Raw genomic sequence first — 19,776 nt, 5'->3', positions numbered from 1 at the left:
CACGCTCGACACCACCGCGCATGCCCACCACCACCCCGCCGCCGCTGCGCGCCCTGCGCCTGGCCTTCGCGCTGCTGACGCTGGGGGCGGTCGGCTGGCAACTGGTGCTGCACCTGCGTGCCGGGTACAGCCCGCTGAACTTCTTCAGCTACTTCACCAACCTCTCGAACCTGCTCGCGGCGCTGGTGCTGCTGGCGGCGGCGTCGGGCGCGGCGTTCACGCGACGGCCCGGCTTCGATCTGCTGCGCGGCGCGGCCGCGGTGCAGATGGCGCTGGTCGGGCTGGTGTTCGGTGCGCTGCTGCGCGATGTCGATCTGGGCGACCTGCGGCCCTGGGTCAACACCGTCGTGCACCTGGTGATGCCGGTGGTGGTGGTGGCCGACTGGTGGCTGGCGCCGCCGCACACCCGGCTGCAGCCCCGGCACCTGGCGGCGGTGCTGGTGTTCCCCGCGCTGTACCTGGCCTACACGCTGGCGCGCGGCGCCATGGTTGGCTGGTACCCCTACCCGTTCCTGAACCCGGCGCTGGCCGGCGGCTACGGCGGCGTGGCGCTGTACGCGGCGGGCATCACGCTGGGCTTCGTCGTGGTGGGCGGCGTGCTGTTCGCGCTGGGCAACCGCTTTCGCCACTGACCGGCCGGGCGAGAATTGCGCGTCTGCCCACCAGCGCCACCACCCACCGCATGCCCAGCGCCACCGTCGAGATCCGCCGCTCCTACAGCCCAGAGGACGAAAGCCGCTTGCTGGACATCGTCCACGCCTGCATCGTCGAGGCGTTCCGCGTCTCACCGGTGCACCGCAACCTGACACTGACCGTGCACCCGCCGCACCGTTTCCTGGGGCGCACCGATTGCCCGGCACCCGAGTACCTGACCAACATCAGCATCTTCGTGCTGCCCGGGCGCTCACTGGCGGCCAAGCGCCGGCTGTACCGGCTGCTGGTCACGCGGCTGGCCACGTTGGGTATTCCGCCAGTGTGCGTGCTGGTGCGCCTGCACGAGCTGCCGCCCGAGAACTTCGCGGTGCGCGGCGGACTGCCGATCTGCGATGTGGAGCTGGGTTACCCGGTGGACGTATGAACACAGCGCAGCGCCGACCCAGCACGCGCGCCCCCGCTTGGGTGGGACAGGCCGCAGGCCAAAGGGTGCGCCCGTGAGCCGGACACCATGACCCGCATCGGTCTGCTCTCCGACACCCACGGCCTGCTGCGCCCGGCGGTGCTGGACTTCCTGCGCGGCAGCGACCACATCGTGCACGCTGGCGACATCTGCGAGCCGGCCATCCTCGACCAATTGGCCGCGTTGGCGCCGCTGACGGCCGTGCGCGGCAACAACGACCACGGCCCCTGGGCCACGCGCCTGCCCGAGACGGCCCTCGTGGACATCGACAGCATGCGCTTGTGCGTGCTGCACGACATCGCGCTGCTGCGGCTGGACTCGGCCGCCGGCGTGCAGGTCGTCGTGACCGGCCATTCGCACCGGCCGCACATCGCGCGCGAAGGCGGCGTGCTGTATGTAAACCCCGGCAGCTGCGGGCCACGCCGCTTCACCCTGCCGATCGCGGCGGCCGAACTGTGGATCGAGGGCGGCGTGGTGACGGCGCGCATCCAGGAGTTCTGATGGACGGCGCGGTCGTCTCGACGCCCCGGCTGCTGCTGCGCCAGTTGACGCTGGACGACGCGCCGTTCTACCTGGCGCTGTTGAACGGCCCGAGCTGGCTGGCCCAGATCGGCGACCGCCAGGTGCGCACGCTGCAGGACGCGCACAAGCACATCCGCAGCCACATCCTCACGCCGTACGCCGCGCACGGCTTCGGCATGACGCTGGTGCAACGCCGCAGCGATGCCGCACCGCTGGGCCTGTGCGGCCTGGTGCGGCGCGACACGCTGCCGGCGCCGGACCTCGGCTTTGCGCTGCTGGGGCCCTACCAGGGCCAGGGCTACGCGCAGGAGGCGGCGCAGGCCGTGCTGTGGCATGCCTTCGGCCCGCTGCGGCTGGCGCGGGTGCTGGCCATCACGGCGCCGACCAACCAGCGCTCGGCACGGCTGCTGTCGCGGCTGGATTTCGCCTTCCAGGGCCTGGTGCCGCTGGGCGCGCGCAAGGTGCATCTGTATGCGCGGGACGCGACGGCGCCGCACTGACGATCAGACGTCAGGCGGCGCCAACGCCGGGGGCTGCGCGCCCTCGCCCGAGTCCACCGCCAACCCCAGCCGCCGCCGCTGGCCCGCATCCAGCGCCGCCATCACCGTCTTGGCATGTGAATAGCCGCGCGCGACGATCTGGTCGATGCTCTTCCACTGCAGCATGCCGACGCGCTCCAGCGCGGGGTGGAAGTACAGGTCGCAGTTCTGCTGCGCCTGGCGCTGGCGCGACATGCTGTACAGGCCGGTCACCGTGATCAGGTAGGTGGGCAGCAGCGGCAGCCGGTAGCGACGCTGCGCCAGGGGGCGCAGGCGGTCGCGCCACAGGCTGATGGTGCCGGGCATGTCTTGCTCGCGCACCGGCTGCACCGCGCTGCGGGTGTTCAGGTCGATGCCGATCACGGTGCCGACGCCGCGCATGCGGCGCATCACATCGACCGGGAAATTGTTGAAGGTGCCGCCATCGCACAGCAGCTCGCCGTCGCGCACCACCGGCGGCAGCGCGCCGGGGATGGAGATGCTGGCCAGCAGCGCCTGCACCAAATTGCCATGCGCCAGCCGCTGCTCACTGGCGCGTGAGTAGTTGGTGGCCACGCAGTGGTAGGGCTTCCACAGGTCTTCGATGTCGGCGTCGAAGCCCACCAGCTCGCGCACCGCACGCTGCAGCACGCCGCGCAGCCGCACCCCCTTGAACAATGACAGCAGCGGGAACAGGTTGTAGTCGCCGGTGGGGTTCACGGCGAAGGCGCGGCGCGCGTTGTCCATCACCTTGTCCAGCGGCTGGTCGGAGGCCACATACGCCCCCATCACGGCGCCGATGCTGGTGCCGCCGACGCAGTCGACAGGCACGCCCTGCTCCAGCAGCGCGCGGTACACGCCCAGGTGCGCGAAGCCGCGTGCGCCGCCACCGGCCAGCACCAGCCCGATGGCGGTGCGCGACTGCATGCGCGCCAGCCGCGCCATGTCGGTGGCCAGCGCCGGGCGCACGTGCAGGTGGCCGGCCAGCGGGCGGCGGGCCAGCCATTCGGCCGTGCCGCGCGGCGAGGTCTTGTCGGCCGGGTGCAGCAGCACCAGGATCTCGGCCACTTCGGTGCGCGGCGGGCGGTGCGTCAGAAAGCGCTGTTCGGTCTGGTGCAGCACGGGCGGCTGCGTCGCGTCGGCCAGCAGCAGCAGCTCATCGCAGTGGCGGCAGCAGCGCTGCGTCCAGGCCGTGGGCAGGGCATCGGCCAGCAGCAGCATGGCATCGTGCGTGGCCTCGATCTCGTCCAGCAGCAACGCCACGCGGTGGCTGGCCTCGGCCCGCGCCTCGGGCAGTGGGTCGTCCAGCGCCACGCCGGCCTCGCGCAGCAAGTTGGCGATGTCCTCGCCGGTCACCACCCGCACGCGGCTGCCGCGCAGGCAGTCGGCCAGCTCGCGCGCCAGCGCCGCTGCAAAGCCTGCCAGGTCCACGCCGTCCGTGATCGGCACCAGGCCCATGGCCACCGGCCGGTCTTGCTGGCTGTGCCGGCCCTCGCCCTGCAGCCGCCGCACGATCTGGCGCGTGAGGGCGATGGAGACCTGGGCGCTGCTCTCCAGCAGCTGGGTGAACTCGGACTTGGCCAGCCGCACCAGCACCGAATCGCGCACCGCGACCACAGTGGCCGCGCGCGGATCGCCGGTGTACAGGCTCATCTCGCCGACGGTCTGGCCGCGCGCCATCTCGCCCACCATGCGCTCGGCGCCGTCGTCGCCGCGCACGTAGGCGCGCAGCCGGCCGCTGACCACCAGGTACATGGAATCTCCCTGTTCGCCCTGCGTCATGAGGGTCTGGCCGCCGTCGATCTCGACCCAGCGCAAATGCTGGCGCAGGTGCGCGAACGAGGCCTCTTCGATGTCGCCGAAGATGGCAGCGAGATGCCGCCGGAGCAGCTGGTCGTGGAAGTGCTGGCGTGCCGCGGTGTTGTCCATGCGCAGAGGGGCAGCGAGGGGGGCGCGATTGTATGGTTGAGGTACTTGGCGCTTGCCGCTAACGAATAACTGTGCTACCCCAGAGACATGCCCTGCACCAGACGGTGCATCGACTGGTCGCCAGTTGCGAAAGCCTCTACCACCAGCTCAGACCACCAAAAAGACTCAGCCTGGACCAAGGCTGATCCACCTCTTCAGCGGCCACTGCGGGCTCTGCGCAGCATCGTCGATGCTTGTTGGCAGAAGAGTGCGCCGGCCGTGTAGTGACACACGAAGTCTCGGACTTGGCGGAGCGTCTGCTGCAGAACCGTGCGGCGCGGAACGCACCACGTCAGAACCGAAAAGTTGCGGGGCATGTGGACCAGAAAACCGTTCTTCGTCACCGTGCGGGCTCAATGCGAAACCCCGATTCACAACACGAATCCTTGGATGCAGGCGGGACCTGACGTTTGATCCAACAGCGCGGCGCGGGCCCTTGAATGTTCGGCTTCACATATGTCCATGCAAGACAGTCGGAAACCGAACTGCAGATGGCTCTGCAGTCCGCAGGTGACGCGCGCGTCAGTGTGAAGTTGCCCATGTCGGACCCACGCCGGTTGGTATCCAACTCGATGGGACCCATGCCCGGCGCAGAGATCTGGGACGGTGCTGACTCCCTCGAAGCCGGCAGCACGCGGCCTGCGGTCGCGAGCGTTCTCTGCAGCGTTGATGCGTTTGCCTGGGCGCTGGCAATCGTGTCACGCAATTGCGTGGCTTCCACCGGAAGTGCGTCGCCCCGTTGAATTAGCTTGTCGATGATGGCGAGAGAGCGTGTACTGAGTTCCACGATGCTCGCGGCATCAGCCGAAGCCGTCGTAAGCAACTTACCCTTGACAAGCTCAACGCCGAGCCCGCCGAGAAGTGCGCCCACGACACCTGTGATGATCGGGTAGACGATGTACTTTCTGAGCATGCTGGCGTCCTCCGGATTTGATCTGCACACGAAATTCTCTGCCCACTTGCAACAGACGCAGGGCTGCGAGATGACTGCCCCGCGTTCAGAACGCCGGGCGCGTATCGGACAAATTGCTCTGGGGTGCCTTGCGCGCGCTTAACGTGAAGGTCATGTGGCGAGCGGCGCGCGGGACACGGGCAGGCAACCAAGCATCGCTGGGATCGCGTCGCTTTGCGTCGCAGATCCTGAGCGGCCGTCCCCAACGTTGAGGAAAACTGTGTGCTGAGAGTGGACCCGCACGCTCGGGGCAGTCGTCCTGAACTGTGCGCAAAGGGGGCGCGAACCCGCTGTGGTCCTACGACCAAGTACAGAAACGGCTTGGTACGATGCGCGCTCCCCCATCCCGCACCCATTCCGCCGCCCGCAATACTGCATGGATGCACCCTCCCCCCAGCCCCCGCGCATCACCCGGCAGGACCAGCCTGAAGGCGCTGTGGCTCGGCTGTCCGGGCACTGGGTGGCGGCGGAGCTGGCCCGCGCCGGGATCCTCGCGCAACTGAACCGAGGCCTGGCCGCACCGACAGCCGGCGGCTGGGATCTGCAGGGCGTCGAGCGGCTCGACCATCTGGGCGCACAGCTGCTGTGGAACCACTGGGGCCGCGACTGGCCGCAGCGCCTGCAGCTGCTGCCCGAGCAGCGCAGCATGCTGGAGCGCGTGGCGCAGTTCACCACCTCACCGCAAGCCCCGCCGCCCACCGGCTTCGCGCAGCAGGTGGACGCACTGGGCGTGGCTGTGCTGCAAGGCCTGGCGCAGGTCAAATACGGCGTGCGCCTGGTGGGCCAGCTGGCGCTGGACATGTGGCAGCTGTTGCGCCGTCCGCACCAGGGCCCGTGGCGCGACATCTCGGGCCACCTCTACCAGATGGGCACCATGGCGCTGCCGATCACCACGCTGGTGGGCGCGCTGATCGGTGTGGTGCTGGCCTACCTCACCTCGCTGCAGCTGCGCCAGTTCGGCGCCGAGTCGTTCATCGTCAACATCCTGGGCGTTTCGCTGGTGCGCGAGCTGGGGCCGATGCTGGCGGCCATCCTCGTGGCGGGGCGCTCGGGCTCGGCCATCACGGCGCAGATCGGCGTGATGCGCGTGACGGAAGAGCTGGACGCCATGCGCGTGATGGGCATCCCGCACGGCTTTCGGCTGGTGATGCCGCGCGCCATCGCGCTGGCCATCGCCATGCCGCTGATCGCCACCTGGACGACGATCGCCGGGCTGGCCGGCGGCATGCTGGCGGCCGATCTGGCGCTGGGCATCACGCCGGCGTTTTTCATGGGGGCGCTGCCCGACGCGGTCAGCGCGGCCAACCTGGCGCTGGCGGTCAGCAAGTCGGCGGTGTTCGGCATCCTCATCGCGCTGATCGGCTGCCACTACGGCCTGCGCGTCAAGCCCAACACCGAAAGCCTGGGCAAGGGCACGACCTCGGCCGTGGTCACGGCCATCACCGCGGTGATCGTGGTCGACGCGATATTCGCCGTGGCGTTCCGGAGCGTGGGGATATGACGGCCAGCGCAGCGCCGGGCCGCCCCAAGCAAGCTGACGCCCCCCCGGGGGGCAGCGAACCTCGCGCAGCGGGGAGCGTGGGGGCCACATGCCCAGAGCCCGGCCGCCCCAAGCACGCTCGCTCGCGCTTGGCGGGACAGGCCGCAGGTCGAAGGGTGCGCACGTGACGGCCAGCGCAGCAACATCTCCCATCGTCGACGTGCGCGGCCTGTGGACGGCGTTCGGCAGGGGGCGCGAGCAGGTCGTCATCCACCAGGATCTGGATCTGTCGATCGACGCCGGAGAGGTCGTGGCGCTGGTGGGCGGCTCGGGCACCGGCAAGACCGTGCTGCTGCGCCAGATGCTGGGGCTGGAGAGCCCTTACAAGGGCGATGTCACGGTGCTGGGCGAGCCGGCCGCGCAACTGGGCCGGCGCGGCGCGGCCAGCCGCGTGGGCATGCTGTTCCAGCAAGGTGCGCTGTTCTCGGCCTTCAGCGTGCTGGAGAACATCGCGTTCCCGCTGCGCGAGCTGCAAAAGCTGCCGGCCGACCTGGTGCGCGACACCGCGCTGGTCAAGCTGCAGATGGTGGGCCTGGGGCCGCAGCATGCGAACAAGATGCCGTCCGATCTGTCCGGCGGCATGGTCAAGCGCGTGGCGCTGGCGCGCGCTCTGGCGATGGACCCGCCGCTCCTGCTGCTGGACGAGCCCACCGCCGGGCTGGACCCGAACGGCTCGGACGAATTCGTCGAGTTGCTGCGCTCGCTGCACGCCGAGCTGAAGCTGACGGTGGTGATGGTCACGCACGACCTGGACACCCTGTTCGCGCTGGCCAGCCGCGTGCTGGTGCTGGCCGACAAGCGCGTGATCGTGACCGGCCCGCCGGCCGAGGTGGCGCACTTCGACCATGCGTTCACACGCGACTTCTTCCAGGGCGAACGCGGTCGCCGCGCCATGACGCCGCTCGAACACATCGTGGCGGCGCCGCCTGCGCCGCCCACTGAGGAACACTGACATGGAAAACAAATCACACGCCCTGGCCGCCGGCATCTTCGTGCTGGTGGTCACTGCCCTGCTCGTGGCCATGGCCGTCTGGCTGGGGCGCGACAGCGGCAGCAGCCACACCTACGAGATGTCGACCAGCGAATCCGTGACCGGCCTGCAGCCGCAGGCGCCGGTGCGCTACAAGGGCGTGGCCGTCGGCAAGGTGAGCTACATCGGCTTCGACCCGGACGTGACCGGCAACGTGGTGATCCGCCTGTCGGTGGACGACACCACGCCGCTGTCGCCCAGCACCTTTGCCACGCTGAGCTACCAGGGCATCACCGGCCTGGCCTTCGTGCAGCTGGACGATGCCGGCGAGGCACAGGCGAAGCTGGCCCCCGGCTCCAGCGGCGTGCCGCGCCTGCCGCTACGCAACTCGCGCCTGGGCGAGCTGACCGACCAGGCGCCGGTGCTGCTGTCCAAGGTGCAGACGCTGATGGACAACGTGAACCTGTTGTTGGGCGAGCAGAACCTGAAGAAGGTCGGCGCCGTGCTGGACAACACCGCCGAGGCCACGGCCCGCATCTCCGAGGCCGCCGCCAACATCAACAGGCTGACGGCGCAGATCGAAACCACCATGCGCCAGCGCGTGGACCCGGCGCTGGCCAGCGTGCCGGCCATGACCAGCGAGGTGAGCAGCAGCCTGAAATCCGTGCGTGAGGCGGCCGATGACGTCGCCCGCATGTCACGCAACATCGACAAGACGGCCGACCGGCTGAACCAGCCCGACGGCCCGCTGGACCGCCTGGCCGAGGGCACGGCCGCGCTGTCGCGCGTGGTCGAGACCTTTGGCGCAGCCACGCTGCCGCGCGTGAACCGCGTGACCGAAGACGCCTCGCGCGCCGCGCGCCAACTGAGCCGCACCGTCAACGGCATCAACGACAACCCGCAATCGCTCATCTTCGGCAGCGGCGCCGTGCAGCCGGGGCCTGGCGAGCAGGGCTTTGTGGCCCCAGGAGGAACACGATGAAACCGAACCCGACCGCAGCGCAACTTGCGTCGATGCGCCCCTTGCCCCTGGCGGCACAGGGGTCGGTGGGCGCACGCCGCGCCACCGGCACGCGCGTCACCGCCGTGCTGGGCCTGTTCGTGCTGGTCGCCGTGCTGGCGGGCTGCTCCGTGCTACCCGACACGCCGCAGCGCCCCGCGCTGTACGACTTCGGCCCAGGCCCGGTGGCCAGCGCACCCAGCGACCGCCGCGCGCCGCTGCCGCCGCTGGCACTGTCCGACGTCGAGGCCGCTGGCCCGCTGGAGGCCGCCACCGGCGTGCTGTACCGCCTGGCCTATGCCGATGCGCAGCAGCTGCGCCCCTACGCGCAGGCGCGCTGGAGCATGCCGCCGGCGCAACTGGTGCGCCAGCGCCTGCGCCAACACCTCAGCCAGCGCCGCGCCATCCTGGGCGCCGGCGAAAGCGCCTCGCTGATGCGCACCGACGGTCAGCAGCCGCTGGTGCTGCGCGTGGAGCTGGAAGAATTCAGCCAACTGTTCACGGCGCCAACCTCCAGCGCCGGCCTGGTGCGCCTGCGCGTCACGCTGATCGACAACCTGCCGGCTGGCGAGAAGCTGCTGGCGCAGCGCCCCTTCATCGTGCAGCGCCCGGCCGCCACGGCCGACGCGCCCGGCGGCGTGCGCGCGCTGGCTGAAGCCACGGACGCGGCGGCGGGCGAGATCGCACAGTGGTTGGAGACGGTGGTGCGCTGAGCACCTGAGCGCCCGCCCGCCGCACGGGCCGCCGGCGCTTCGCCGCATTACGAATTCAGACACAGACAGCCCTCGCGGCGCGTATGCTCGCCGCTTCCAAGAACCAAAACAGACATGGACACCTCGGTCACGCAGCGCATCCGCGTGGGCATCGGCGGCTGGACATTCGCGCCCTGGCGCGGGCGGTTCTTTCCTGCTGGTCTGCCGCACAGCCAGGAGCTGCATTTCGCCAGCCGCGCCGTGACCGCGATCGAGATCAACGGCACCTACTACAGCACCCAGTCCCCCAAGAGCTTTGCGCGCTGGCGCGACGAGACGCCAGACGGCTTCGTCTTCTCGCTGAAGGCCCACCGCATGGCCACCAACCGGCGCGTGCTGGCCGAGGCGGGCGATTCCATCCACAGATTCATCGGCAGCGGCTTGTCCGAACTGGGCCCCAAGCTGGGGCCCATCGTCTGGCAGTTCGCGCCGAGCAAGTCGTTCGAGCCGGTGGACTTCGAGGCATTCCTCGCCCTGCTGCCACTTGAGGTCGATGGCCTGGCGCTGCGCCATGTGCTGGATGTGCGACATGACAGCTTCATGACGCCGGCCTACCTGGCGCTGGCGCGGCGTTACGGGTGCGCCACAGTCTTTGCCGATGCGGAGCAGTTTCCCAGCTTCGCCGATGTGACGGGCGACTTCGTCTACGCGCGGCTGATGCGTTCACAGGCCGATTGCACCACCGGCTACGCCGACGATCTGCTGGGCCGCTGGGCCGACGTCGCGCGCGACTGGGCGCGTGGCGTGACGCCGGCCGGTGCACCGCTGGTGGCGCCGGCGCAGGATAGCGGCAAGCCGCGTGACGTGTTCATGTTGTTCATCAACGGGGCCAAGGAGAGAGCCCCGGCTGCGGCGCAGGCGTTGATCGGCCGCTTGTCTGAGGGCTGAGCGAGGGGACGTTCCATGCCAGGAAGACCGACCAAGCAGCGTCCGATCGCGCGCGCTGCCTCTCTGTTTCGATGGCTTTTGTTGGCCTGGATCACCGGGCTCCTGGCGCCGGCCTGCCTGGCGCAGACCCCGGCGCAGCAGCCCGTGCCGGACAAGCGCACCATCGTCATCCTGCATTCCCAGCATGTGGGCTACCCGGTGGTGGAGGCCACCCAAAGCGGCATCTTGTCGGCCGTGCGCGACGCCGGCTTGAGCGTGTCGGACGTGCAGGTCGAGTACCTGGACCTGGAACGCCACCCCTCGACCGAACACCGCGCAGCGCTTACGCCTCTGTTGCAGGCGCGCGCACGCAAGTTGAATGTCGCGATCCTGTTCGCACAGGGGCATCCGGCGCTGGACTATGCGCTGAACGAAGGCCGCTCGCTGTATCCCGGCGCCGTCCTCATGACCAACGTGCGGCGCTTTGCAGAGGTCGATCGTCTGCAAGGCAGCCGGATGATCCACATGCCCTGGTGGCCGGACTACGCCGGTACGCTGCGCCTGGCCATGGCCACCCTGCCCACGACACGGCGCGCCATCGTGGTCGTCGGCGGCAGCGCGAGCGATACGCCGTATGCCAGGCTGGCGCGTGCGGAGCTGGCACCGCTCGAATCCCAGCTGCAGATCGAATACACCGACCAGCTGCGCTACGAAGACATGCTGGCGCGCGTGCGGCAAGCCGGCGCCGACACCGTCGTGCTGCTGGCGCCGTACTTCGGTGACGACTATGGCGTGACCAAGATCCCCGTCGAAGTGGCCAATGCCGTGAGCGCGCAAGCGCCGGTGCCGGTCTTCGCGCTGGCCGACTCGTTCCTGCGTCATGCCGTCCTGGGCGGCTCTGTCCTGAGCACCGAGACCTACGGCAAGCGCCTGGGCACGGTGGCCACCGACTACCTGCGCGGCGACCTGCGCCTGCAGCAGCAGGTGACACGCATCGAGCCGGTCTACGTCCCTACCTTCAATTGGCCGCAGCTGCAGCGCTGGCGCATCGACCCGGACCAGCTGCCGCCGGGCAGCGCATTCCTGGACCGACCCCCGACGCTGTGGGAACAGTACCGTTGGCAGGTGATCGGCGTGATCGGCGCGTTCACGCTGATGGCCCTGCAGATGCTGGCCCTGGCCATGCAGGCGCGCAAGCGGCGCCTGGCGGAGCAGGCGGCCCAGGCCAGCGAGGCGCGTGCCCGCGTGTTGACCGAGGCAGCGCCCGAGGCCATCTTGTCCTACGACATCGACGCCGGCCGGGTCGTGGACGCCAATGCCAATGCCTTGCGCCTGTTCGGCTGCACGCTGACCGAGTTGACCGAGGGCGGGCTCGAGCGCTTCTACCGCCCCGCGCGGCCCGATACAGTGACGCGCGAGCAGGCCGAGCAGCGCGTGTTGGCGGGCGAACTGGTCGAAGTCGAGCGGATCGTGGTGCGTGAGGATCTGGGCGAGGACATCCACTGCGAGACGCGCCTGGTGCTGCTGCCCTATGCAGGCCAGCGCATCCTGCGCGCCACGATCACCGATGTCAGCGCGCGCAAGGCCATGGAGTCGGCGCTGTACTTCGTCGCGCAGCGCGCCGGTGCAGGGCCCGAGAGCGAAGGTGCATTCGGCCGCGAGCTGCTGGGGTTCGTCAGCCAAACCTTCGGCTTCGACCATGCCATGCTGCTGGGCCGCACCGATGCCGGCGGGGTGCAGGTGCTGCAGGCCGTGGCCGGTGACGCCGCGCTGGCCGTGCACGCGGCCGACGCACAGGCCCTGCTGGGCTGCCCGGTGCTGGCCGAATCTGGCACGCAGATCGTGGCGCAGGGCGCCCGCCAGCGCTGCCCGGACAGCACGCTGCTGGCGCTGTGGCAGGCCGAGAGCCTGGTGAGGGTGCCGCTGTGGGATGCGCAGGGCCAGCCGCTCGGCGACATCGTGGCCACCGGGAAACGCGCGCTGCACCACCCGGGGCGTGTGCACTCGGTCTTGCAGGTGCTGGCGGTGCGGGCAGCGCAGGATCTGGAAGGGCAGCACACCGCCGCCGCGCAGCAGCGCCACCAGGAAGAACTCGAACGCAAGGTCGCCGAACGCACCGGGGCGCTGGCCCAGGCCAATGCCGAACTGGAGGGCGCGCGCGACGCGGCCGAGGCGGCCACACGCGCCAAGAGCGAGTTCCTGGCCAACATGAGCCACGAGATCCGCACCCCGATGAACGCCATCCTCGGCATGACCCGGCTGGCCCTGCGTGGCCCGATGGAGGGCAAGCAGCGCAGCTACCTGGACAAGACCATCGTCGCCGCCGAATCGCTGCTGGGCATCATCAACGACATCCTGGATTTCTCCAAGATCGAGGCCGGCAAGCTGGAGCTGGAGAGCCAGCCCTTCGATCTGGCGCAGGTGGTGCACGATGTGGCCTCGCTGCTCGGCGCACGCGCGGCGGAGAAGGGGTTGTCGCTGCGCATCGCCATCGATGCGGCCGTGCCGGCGGGCCTGTCCGGCGACGCGCTGCGCCTGAACCAGGTGCTGATGAACCTGTGCGGCAACGCCATCAAGTTCACCGAACACGGGGAGATCGTGGTCGCGGTGCTGCACATGGCGCGCACCGGCCCACGGGTGGAGCTGGAGTTCTCGGTCACCGACCGGGGCATCGGCATGACCCCAGCGCAGGTCGATCAACTGTTCCAGGCCTTCACCCAGGCCGACACCTCGCATGCGCGACGCTTCGGCGGCACCGGGCTGGGCCTGGCGATCAGCAAGCAGCTGGTGGAACTGATGGACGGGCAGATCCGCGTGGAAAGCCGGCCCGGCGAAGGCAGCCGTTTCAGCTTCACCGCGCAGTTCGACGTCGTGGAAGGGGCGGCAGCGCAAACGGCGTTGCCGGGTCTGCGCGGCCAGCGGCTGCTGGTCGTGCATGCGCACGCCGATGCACGCGAACACGCGCGCGCCGTGCTGGATTCGCTGGGCATGCGCGCCGCGCTGGCGGGCTCGGTCGACGAAGCGCTGGCGCTGGCGCACCAGGCCGACGTCGCCGCCCAGGGCTTCGGCATCGTGCTACTGGATGAAGCCCTGGCCGGCCGCGGCGGCACGCACGCGGCCGAGCGCATCCGCGCGGCGCTGGGGCCGGCAGGCGAGGTGCACGTGGTGCTGCTGACAGCCGATGTCAGTGCCGCCCGGGCGCACGACCGCCAGCGTGCGCCGGGCATCGACGCCTACCTGCCCAAGGCCTTCGGCGCTTCGCAGATCGTCGACACGCTGATGGGCCTGCTGCGCCCGGCCCGGGGGTCGGCGGCGGCCGTGTCGGCCGCCCCGGCGTTGCGCGGCATCGCCGGCATGCGGGTGCTGCTGGTCGAAGACAACGACTTCAACCAGGAGGTGGCCTCGCATCTGCTGGGGGAGGAGGCCGGTGTGCTGATCACCATCGCCTCGAGCGGCGAAGAAGCGCTGCAGCGCCTGCGCGAGCAGGAGTTCGAGGCCGTGCTGATGGACATCCAGATGCCGGGGATGGACGGCTATGAGACCACTGCGCTGGCCCGCGCAGAACCGCGCTGGCGCGCCCTGCCCATCATCGCCATGACGGCCCATGCCACCCAGCAGGACCGCGAACGCTGCCTGGCCGCGGGCATGGACGATTTCGTGTCCAAGCCATTCGACTTCGATGTACTGTGTGCCACGCTGGCGCGCTGGCGCGCCGCCAGGCCGAATCCCGCTGCGGCCCCCGCACGTACACCTGCACCTGCACCTGCACCTGCACCTGCTTCTGCATATGGACCCGCGCGGGCGCCCGTCCCCGTCCCCGTCCCCGTCCCCGTCCCCGTCCCCGTACCCGTACCCGTACCCGCATCTGCGCTGGCACCGGCACCGGCACCGGCACCGGCCCCTGCGCTGCCACCGGCACCCCTGCCCGCATCGACGCCAAGCATGGCGGCAGCACCGGCTGCGCCTGCCCCTGCGGCGCCGGGCGGGGGCCTGCCGGGCGTGGACACCGAGGCGGGGCTGCGCTATTGCAACGGTTCGGCCAAGCTCTATGAGCGCGTGCTGCGCAGCTTCCTGGACGGGCAGGCGGGCGTGATCGAGAACATTGGTGAAGCGCTGTCGGCCGGTGACCTGGATACGGCCGAGCGCCTGGCGCACACGCTCAAGTCCAACGCCGGCACCGTGGGGGCGCTGGCGCTGGCGAAGGCAGCCCGGCGCGCCGAGGAGCGCCTGCAGGCCGCACGCGCGGCCGGTGAGCCGCTGGACATCGACGATCCCGACCTGCACGCGCTGCGTGGGCCGTTGGACGAGGTGCTGGCGGGGCTGCGGGCACGGTTCGCCATTGGCTGAGCCGGCAGTCGTCGCGCCGCTTTCCCGTCGACGGGCGCACGGCGACCAGTGTCCAAGCGCATGCGGTGTTCAAGCGGCCTGGACCACCACCTCCGCCAGCACCACCTCCCAGCGATCACAGCGCAGCGCCTCCTGGTGCGCCTCTTCGCTGTCCTCGCGCCGGCGCACCAGCACGGCGCGCACGCGCACGGCAACGACGGGCACGGCGGGGTCCAGCTGGCAACCGCGTGACAGGCGGCCGACCACCTGCCCCGTGCCATCCAACAGCTCGCGTCGTTCATCGCGCATGCGCAGCTGCAGCGCATCCCCCACGGCCAGGCGCGCGATGGCAGCGTGCAGCGGATGGCCTGCGGCGTGGCGGCCGGCAAAGCTCAGGTCCACATCGGCCGGTGTCAGCGCCAGTGTGCGGCGCGACATGGCGGCCGGTAGCTCGACGGGCGCACTCGCGGGCTGGTCCAGGCACGCGACGCCGGCTTCGTGCAGTACATCGAACACCGATCGCCGTGTGGCCGCCAGGCGCGCCAGCGTCAGCGTCTCGCGCGCCCGCGTCACGGCCACGTAGGCGAGGCGGCGCAGCACGTCTTCGGGCTCGCTGACGCCCGGCGACCAGCCGCCGTCCAGCACCACCACGTGGTCAAACTCCAACCCTTTGGCGCCGTGGGCCGTGGTCAGCAGCAGCGCGCTCTGGCGGCGGCGCTGCTCGCGGCCCCAGTCGACCAGCCACTCGACGAGGTGCGATGGCGGCATCTCGGCGCCGGCGGTCTCCAGCGCATAGGCGTCCAACGCCTCGCGCAGCAAATTCCACCAGGGGCCGGTGTGTGGCGGCTGGTCCAGCCAGGTCTGCACGGTGGGCGCGGCCACGAACAGCAGGCCGTCGTCGGCGCGCAGCCATTCCAGCAGCGCCTGCGTCTCGCGCAGGCGCCAGAACGGCGGCATCTGCTCGCGGCCCAACTGCACCGGCTGGCCCAGGTGCTCGGCGTAGGCGCGCAGCGGCTCCAGCTGCTTCCAGCTGCGGGCGATGACGGCGCAGCGTGCCCAGTCCCACGCCGGGTCCAGCGCGGCGAGTCGGCGCAGTGCGTCCAGTGCCTGCACGGCCTGCACGTCGCCGTCGTGCGCCGGTGTGAGCCGCAGCACGCGGCCGCGCGCCACCGGGTCCAGCGCCTGCCAGCGGCCACCGGGTGGCGCGTTCCGGCGCTTGCGGTCGATGCGGATGGGGTGCGCGGCCTTCAGGCGGTCGGGCGCGGGTGCGATGAGCCGGTTGGCGGCGGCAATGATGTGCGCGCTGGAACGGTAGTTCTCGACCAGGTACTCGGTGCCGGCCTTGTAGTCGGCCTCGAACTGGCGAATGAACTGCACCGAGGCACCAGCGAAGGCGTAGATGTTCTGGTCGTCGTCACCCACGGCGAACAGCGACAGGCGCGTGTCCTCGCCCTGGCGGCTGCGGCCGGCCAGCGCGCCGATCAACGCGTACTGCGCGGGGCCGATGTCCTGGTACTCGTCGACCAGCATCCAGCGAAAGCCGGCCAGCAACTGCTCGCGCTGTGCGTCGGCGTCTTCGGGCGCCAGGCCCTGGCCCTCCAGCAGCGCCGTGGCGCGGCGCATCACGCCGTCGAAGAAGCCCTCATCGGGCTGGCTGCCAGCCTGCACGCGCGTGCCGGTGAGGCGCATGGCCAGTGCGTGGCAGGTCAGCACCGTCACGCCACGCGCGTCATCGCCAACCAGGTCGTGCAGCCGCTGGCGGATCTGCACCGCGGCGTGGCGGTTGTAGGCCAGCGCGACGATGCCGCTGGCGGCTTCTCGTCGCACGCGCAGCAGGTACGCGATGCGGTGCACCAGCACGCGCGTCTTGCCCGAGCCGGGGCCGGCCAGCACCAGCACGCTGGTCATCTCGCGCTCGTCGGCCACGATGCGTTGTTGCTGGCGATGGTCCAGCGCTTCGACGATGGCGCGCCAGGAGGCGGGCAGCGTTTCGCGCGCGGTCTCTTTCTCGCGCCCCGGCAGCCAGCGCGTGAGGAAGTCCGCGCGCTCCATGCGGAAGTAGTCCAGCGTCAGCCGCAACGCATCGGCCATGGCGGCCAGGCCGCGCTGGGCGTATTCGGCCATCACGTGGATCTGCAACACCACCTCGTCGTAGTGCATCTTGAGCGGCTGGAAGTCGGCCTTGGCAAAGCTGCGCTTCTCCTGCGCCAGGCGGATGGTCATGGCCGGGCGGAACACGGCCAGGCCCTTGTTCAGGCGCAACACCTCCTGCTCGTGCAGCCACAGCAGCGCGCGGTCCAGCAGGCGTGGCAGGTTGGGCGTGCTGGAGGCCAGCACGAGGTCTTCGCGCAGGGCAGAGGTAAGCCGGCCCAGTGTGGTGCTCGCCAAGAGGTCGGTGCCGCGCGCGCCGCCTGCGCATTGGGCCAGGTGCGCCAGCAGCACCTGCGAAGCGGCGCGACGGCGCTCGGACAGTTCGGCGATGCGGGACCACGGGCGGCGCAGCTCCACGCGCGCGGTCTCGGGGTCGAGCCGGCGCAGGGCGAGGCTGTCGCCACCGCTACCACGGTCTTCGTCGCGCCCGTCGGCAGCCAGGCTGCGCAGCAGGCGCCACACGCGTTCGGGCAGGGCCTGCGAGTGGCCATCGTCCTGCAAAGCCTGGCACAGCTTGCGCAGGTGCAGGGTGGCGTGCTGGCCGGGCTCCAGGTCGGGGTCGGCGATGCGCAGGGCCGAGATGAGCGCCGCCTCCATGGCCGAGGCTTCTTCGAGCCGCTTGACGGACGCGTTGGGCACGCCCAGGTGCACATAGGCCGTCAGCGCCAGGTCGTTGCTGGAGATGCCCAGTTGCTCCAGGTCGAACAGCGCCTTGCGCACGCCCTGGGGCGAGAGCCGGGCCACGCCCATCAACTCGTCGGTGGAGACGCCTTTGTCCGGGTCGGCCTGCAGCAGCAGGCCGATGATGTCGAGCAGCTGTGTGCGGTACGGGGGAACGATGCCATGCGCCACCAGCGCTTCGCGCGCGGCGTCGAGCGAAGGCACGCGCAGCGAGGAGGGGAAGACGCTGACGATGTTCTCTTCGCGCGACAGCAGGCGCGCCTCTTCGAGCCAGGCCACGGCCGTGCGCACGCGGGTGTCGTCACTGAGCTGGTCACGCTGAAACTCGGCGCTCTCGTCTTCACGCAGAATCTCGCCGGCCGTAGCGACGATCTCGCCCACCGTGTCGCCGGGCCGGCGCCGCCGCTCCAACCGGCGCAATGATCTGAGGATGGCCTGGATCTCGCCCTGCGTGAGCCGCGAGCGGGCCGACAGCTTGAACTGCCGCTCCACGTCGTCTTCGGCATAGAGCAGCACACAGCGCGCCGCGCTGCGGTCACGCCCGGCGCGGCCGGCCTCCTGCAGGTAGTTCTCCAGCGAGCCGGGCACGTCGGCGTGGATGACCAGCCGCACGTCGGGCTTGTCGATGCCCATGCCGAAGGCGTTGGTGGCGGCCATCACGCGCAGCTCGCCGGCGATGAAGCGTTGCTGGGTGCTCTTCTTGGTCTCGGGCGGCAGGCCGGCATGAAAGTGCCCCGCCGCCCAGCCCTTGGCGCGCAGGAATTCGGCGATCTCTTCCGTGCCGCGGCGCGAGCTGGCGTAGACGATGGCGCCGTCCTTCGCATCCGGCTGCAGGTCGTGCGTGAGCAACTGGTGGATGGCCTCCAACTTGGTCGCGCCGCTGGTGGGAATGACGGCAAAGTCCAGGTTGTCGCGCTTCGCACCGCCGTCCAGCACCTGCAGTTCCACACCCAGGCTGGTGCGGAAGTAGTCGACGATGTCGGTCACCACATCGGGCTTGGCGGTGGCCGTCAGACACAGCACCGGCGGCACGGGATCAGGCCCCGCCAGCTCGCGCATGCTGCGGCCCACGTAGCGGTAGTCGGTGCGGAAGTCCTGCCCCCATTTGGACAGGCAGTGTGCCTCGTCCATCACCCACAGGCCGATGCTGCGCTGGCGCAGGGCGGTGCGCAGCGCGCGGCTGCGCAACTGCTCGGGCGAGACCAGCAGGATGGCGATGTCGCCCAGGCGCAGGCGCTCCAGCACCTCCGCGCGCTCGGGCATGGAGAGCAGGCCGTTCAGCGCGGCGCAGGCGCTGATGCCGCGCGCCTCCAGCCCGGCGACTTGGTCGGCCATCAACGCGACGAGCGGAGAGATCACGACCGTCAGCGCGCCGGTGTGGTCGTAGCGGGCCAGCGCCGGCAACTGGTAGCAGATGGACTTGCCGGTGCCGGTGGGCAGGATGCCGAGCACCGGCTCGCTGGCCAGCACGGCCTGCACGATGCGCTGCTGCAGCGGGCGGCCCTGGTCGTCGGCCGGCTCGGGGCGAAAGCCCTGCAGGGTGGGGAACCAGTGGCGCAGCACGGCTTGGGCGTCGTGGTGTTCGGCGCACCAGGCGCAGTCGGGCTGGTTACAGGCGCGGTCGCGCAGATCGCGCACCAGGGCGGCAGCTTGCGGGAACTGGTACAGCACCCAGGGCGGCATGACAGAGTTGCCACCGGCCACGCTGATCCAGGCCAGCGCGTAGGCGAGGGGCCAGGCCGCCAGCAGCAGGGCTGGATCGTGTGCGCGGGTGCTGCACGCGCGGCCTTGCAGGAAGGTGGCGAGCGCGCTCTGCAGCGTGGCGTCGTCGGGTGCCGGTGTCACCCGCAGTTCGGCAGAGCCCTGCGCCGCGCGCAGCTCCGCGAACAGTTGCGCCGTGCCCGCACCGTCCGCGTCGCGCGCGGCCAGCCCATGCCAAAGCAGCAGCAGCTGCGGGTCGGCCTGGCGCAGCGCCAGCACCTGGTCCTGCAGCAGCTGCAGCGTGAGCCGCGCATCCAGCTCCGGGTCGTTGCGCTGCCCGCGCCGGATCGCGCCGTCCTGGTAGTGCTTGACGAGGTGGTGATACGGGTTGCGAGGAAAGGCCAGCGGGTTCAGGCGCAGCGTGTCGATGCGGGGCAGGCGCAGCAGCGCGCTGTGCGGTCGCGCGGCGGCCAGATGCGGCGCGTCGAAGGCGATGAGGTTGTGGCCCAGCAGGTAGGTGGCGCCTTGGGCGTGGGCCTCAAGGGCCAAGAGTGCGGCCTGCAGGTCGCCGTGCGCTTGCACGAAAGCCTGGCCGTCGTCGCCGCGCACCGCCGCCAGTTGGTGGATGCGGCTGTCCTCGATGCCGACCTCCAGGTCGAGCGAAACACATGCATGGACGACGGTCGCCGCGCCCCTGAAAGTTGTCACAGC

13 protein-coding genes are annotated in these 19,776 nt (G+C 70.4%); 10 read left to right on the top strand and 3 right to left on the bottom strand.

The features are described from left to right. Positions 1-20 precede the first annotated feature (20 nt). From AC099J_RS01900 to AC099J_RS01885, 4 genes are all read left to right on the top strand, one after another. On the top strand, positions 21-632 hold the full coding sequence (locus AC099J_RS01900) for a Pr6Pr family membrane protein (RefSeq protein WP_479613504.1): 612 nt from the start codon (positions 21-23) through the stop codon (positions 630-632). Between the two features lie 50 nt (positions 633-682). Then, positions 683-1,078, top strand: a complete 396-nt coding sequence (locus AC099J_RS01895; RefSeq protein WP_479613503.1) for a tautomerase family protein — start codon at positions 683-685, stop codon at positions 1,076-1,078. An 87-nt stretch (positions 1,079-1,165) separates the two neighbouring features. Next, positions 1,166-1,618, top strand: coding sequence for a metallophosphoesterase family protein (locus tag AC099J_RS01890; RefSeq protein WP_479613502.1), 453 nt, complete (start codon positions 1,166-1,168; stop codon positions 1,616-1,618). Then, positions 1,618-2,139 carry a GNAT family N-acetyltransferase gene (locus AC099J_RS01885; protein WP_479613501.1) on the top strand — a complete coding sequence of 174 codons (522 nt, stop codon included), beginning with the start codon at positions 1,618-1,620 and terminating at the stop codon, positions 2,137-2,139. The genes AC099J_RS01890 and AC099J_RS01885 overlap by 1 nt, the downstream gene beginning before the upstream one ends. 3 nt (positions 2,140-2,142) lie before the next feature. Here AC099J_RS01885 and AC099J_RS01880 read toward each other — a convergent pair whose 3' ends face one another. Then, positions 2,143-4,086: a patatin-like phospholipase family protein gene (locus tag AC099J_RS01880; RefSeq protein WP_479613500.1), complete on the bottom strand. Its 1,944-nt coding sequence runs from the start codon at positions 4,084-4,086 to the stop codon at positions 2,143-2,145. A gap of 379 nt (positions 4,087-4,465) precedes the next feature. Further along, positions 4,466-5,038 (bottom strand): PAN domain-containing protein, encoded by a 573-nt coding sequence (locus tag AC099J_RS01875; RefSeq protein WP_479613499.1) that lies wholly within the window; start codon positions 5,036-5,038, stop codon positions 4,466-4,468. A 415-nt stretch (positions 5,039-5,453) separates the two neighbouring features. Between AC099J_RS01875 and AC099J_RS01870 the strand changes: the two genes are divergently transcribed. The 6 genes from AC099J_RS01870 (at position 5,454) to AC099J_RS01845 (ending at position 14,553) form a co-directional block, all read left to right on the top strand. Continuing rightward, positions 5,454-6,578: an MlaE family ABC transporter permease gene (locus AC099J_RS01870; protein ID WP_479613498.1), complete on the top strand. Its 1,125-nt coding sequence runs from the start codon at positions 5,454-5,456 to the stop codon at positions 6,576-6,578. A gap of 163 nt (positions 6,579-6,741) precedes the next feature. Further along, positions 6,742-7,569, top strand: a complete 828-nt coding sequence (locus AC099J_RS01865; protein WP_479613497.1) for an ABC transporter ATP-binding protein — start codon at positions 6,742-6,744, stop codon at positions 7,567-7,569. A gap of 1 nt (position 7,570) precedes the next feature. Continuing rightward, positions 7,571-8,569: an MlaD family protein gene (locus AC099J_RS01860; protein ID WP_479613496.1), complete on the top strand. Its 999-nt coding sequence runs from the start codon at positions 7,571-7,573 to the stop codon at positions 8,567-8,569. Then, positions 8,566-9,300, top strand: a complete 735-nt coding sequence (locus AC099J_RS01855; protein ID WP_479613495.1) for an ABC-type transport auxiliary lipoprotein family protein — start codon at positions 8,566-8,568, stop codon at positions 9,298-9,300. The genes AC099J_RS01860 and AC099J_RS01855 overlap by 4 nt, the downstream gene beginning before the upstream one ends. Positions 9,301-9,414: 114 nt before the next feature. After that, positions 9,415-10,227 (top strand): DUF72 domain-containing protein, encoded by an 813-nt coding sequence (locus tag AC099J_RS01850; protein WP_479613494.1) that lies wholly within the window; start codon positions 9,415-9,417, stop codon positions 10,225-10,227. A gap of 81 nt (positions 10,228-10,308) precedes the next feature. Beyond that, positions 10,309-14,553 carry a response regulator gene (locus tag AC099J_RS01845; protein WP_479613493.1) on the top strand — a complete coding sequence of 1,415 codons (4,245 nt, stop codon included), beginning with the start codon at positions 10,309-10,311 and terminating at the stop codon, positions 14,551-14,553. 69 nt (positions 14,554-14,622) lie between these two features. Here AC099J_RS01845 and AC099J_RS01840 read toward each other — a convergent pair whose 3' ends face one another. Further along, positions 14,623-19,773 (bottom strand): RecQ family ATP-dependent DNA helicase, encoded by a 5,151-nt coding sequence (locus AC099J_RS01840; protein WP_479613492.1) that lies wholly within the window; start codon positions 19,771-19,773, stop codon positions 14,623-14,625. Positions 19,774-19,776 lie beyond the last annotated feature (3 nt).

The sequence above is a fragment of the Rhodoferax sp. RT4P68 genome, from assembly GCF_056521305.1.
The sequence above is the reverse complement of the archived record's forward strand: the minus strand, read 5'-3'. Positions and strand labels throughout refer to the sequence as shown.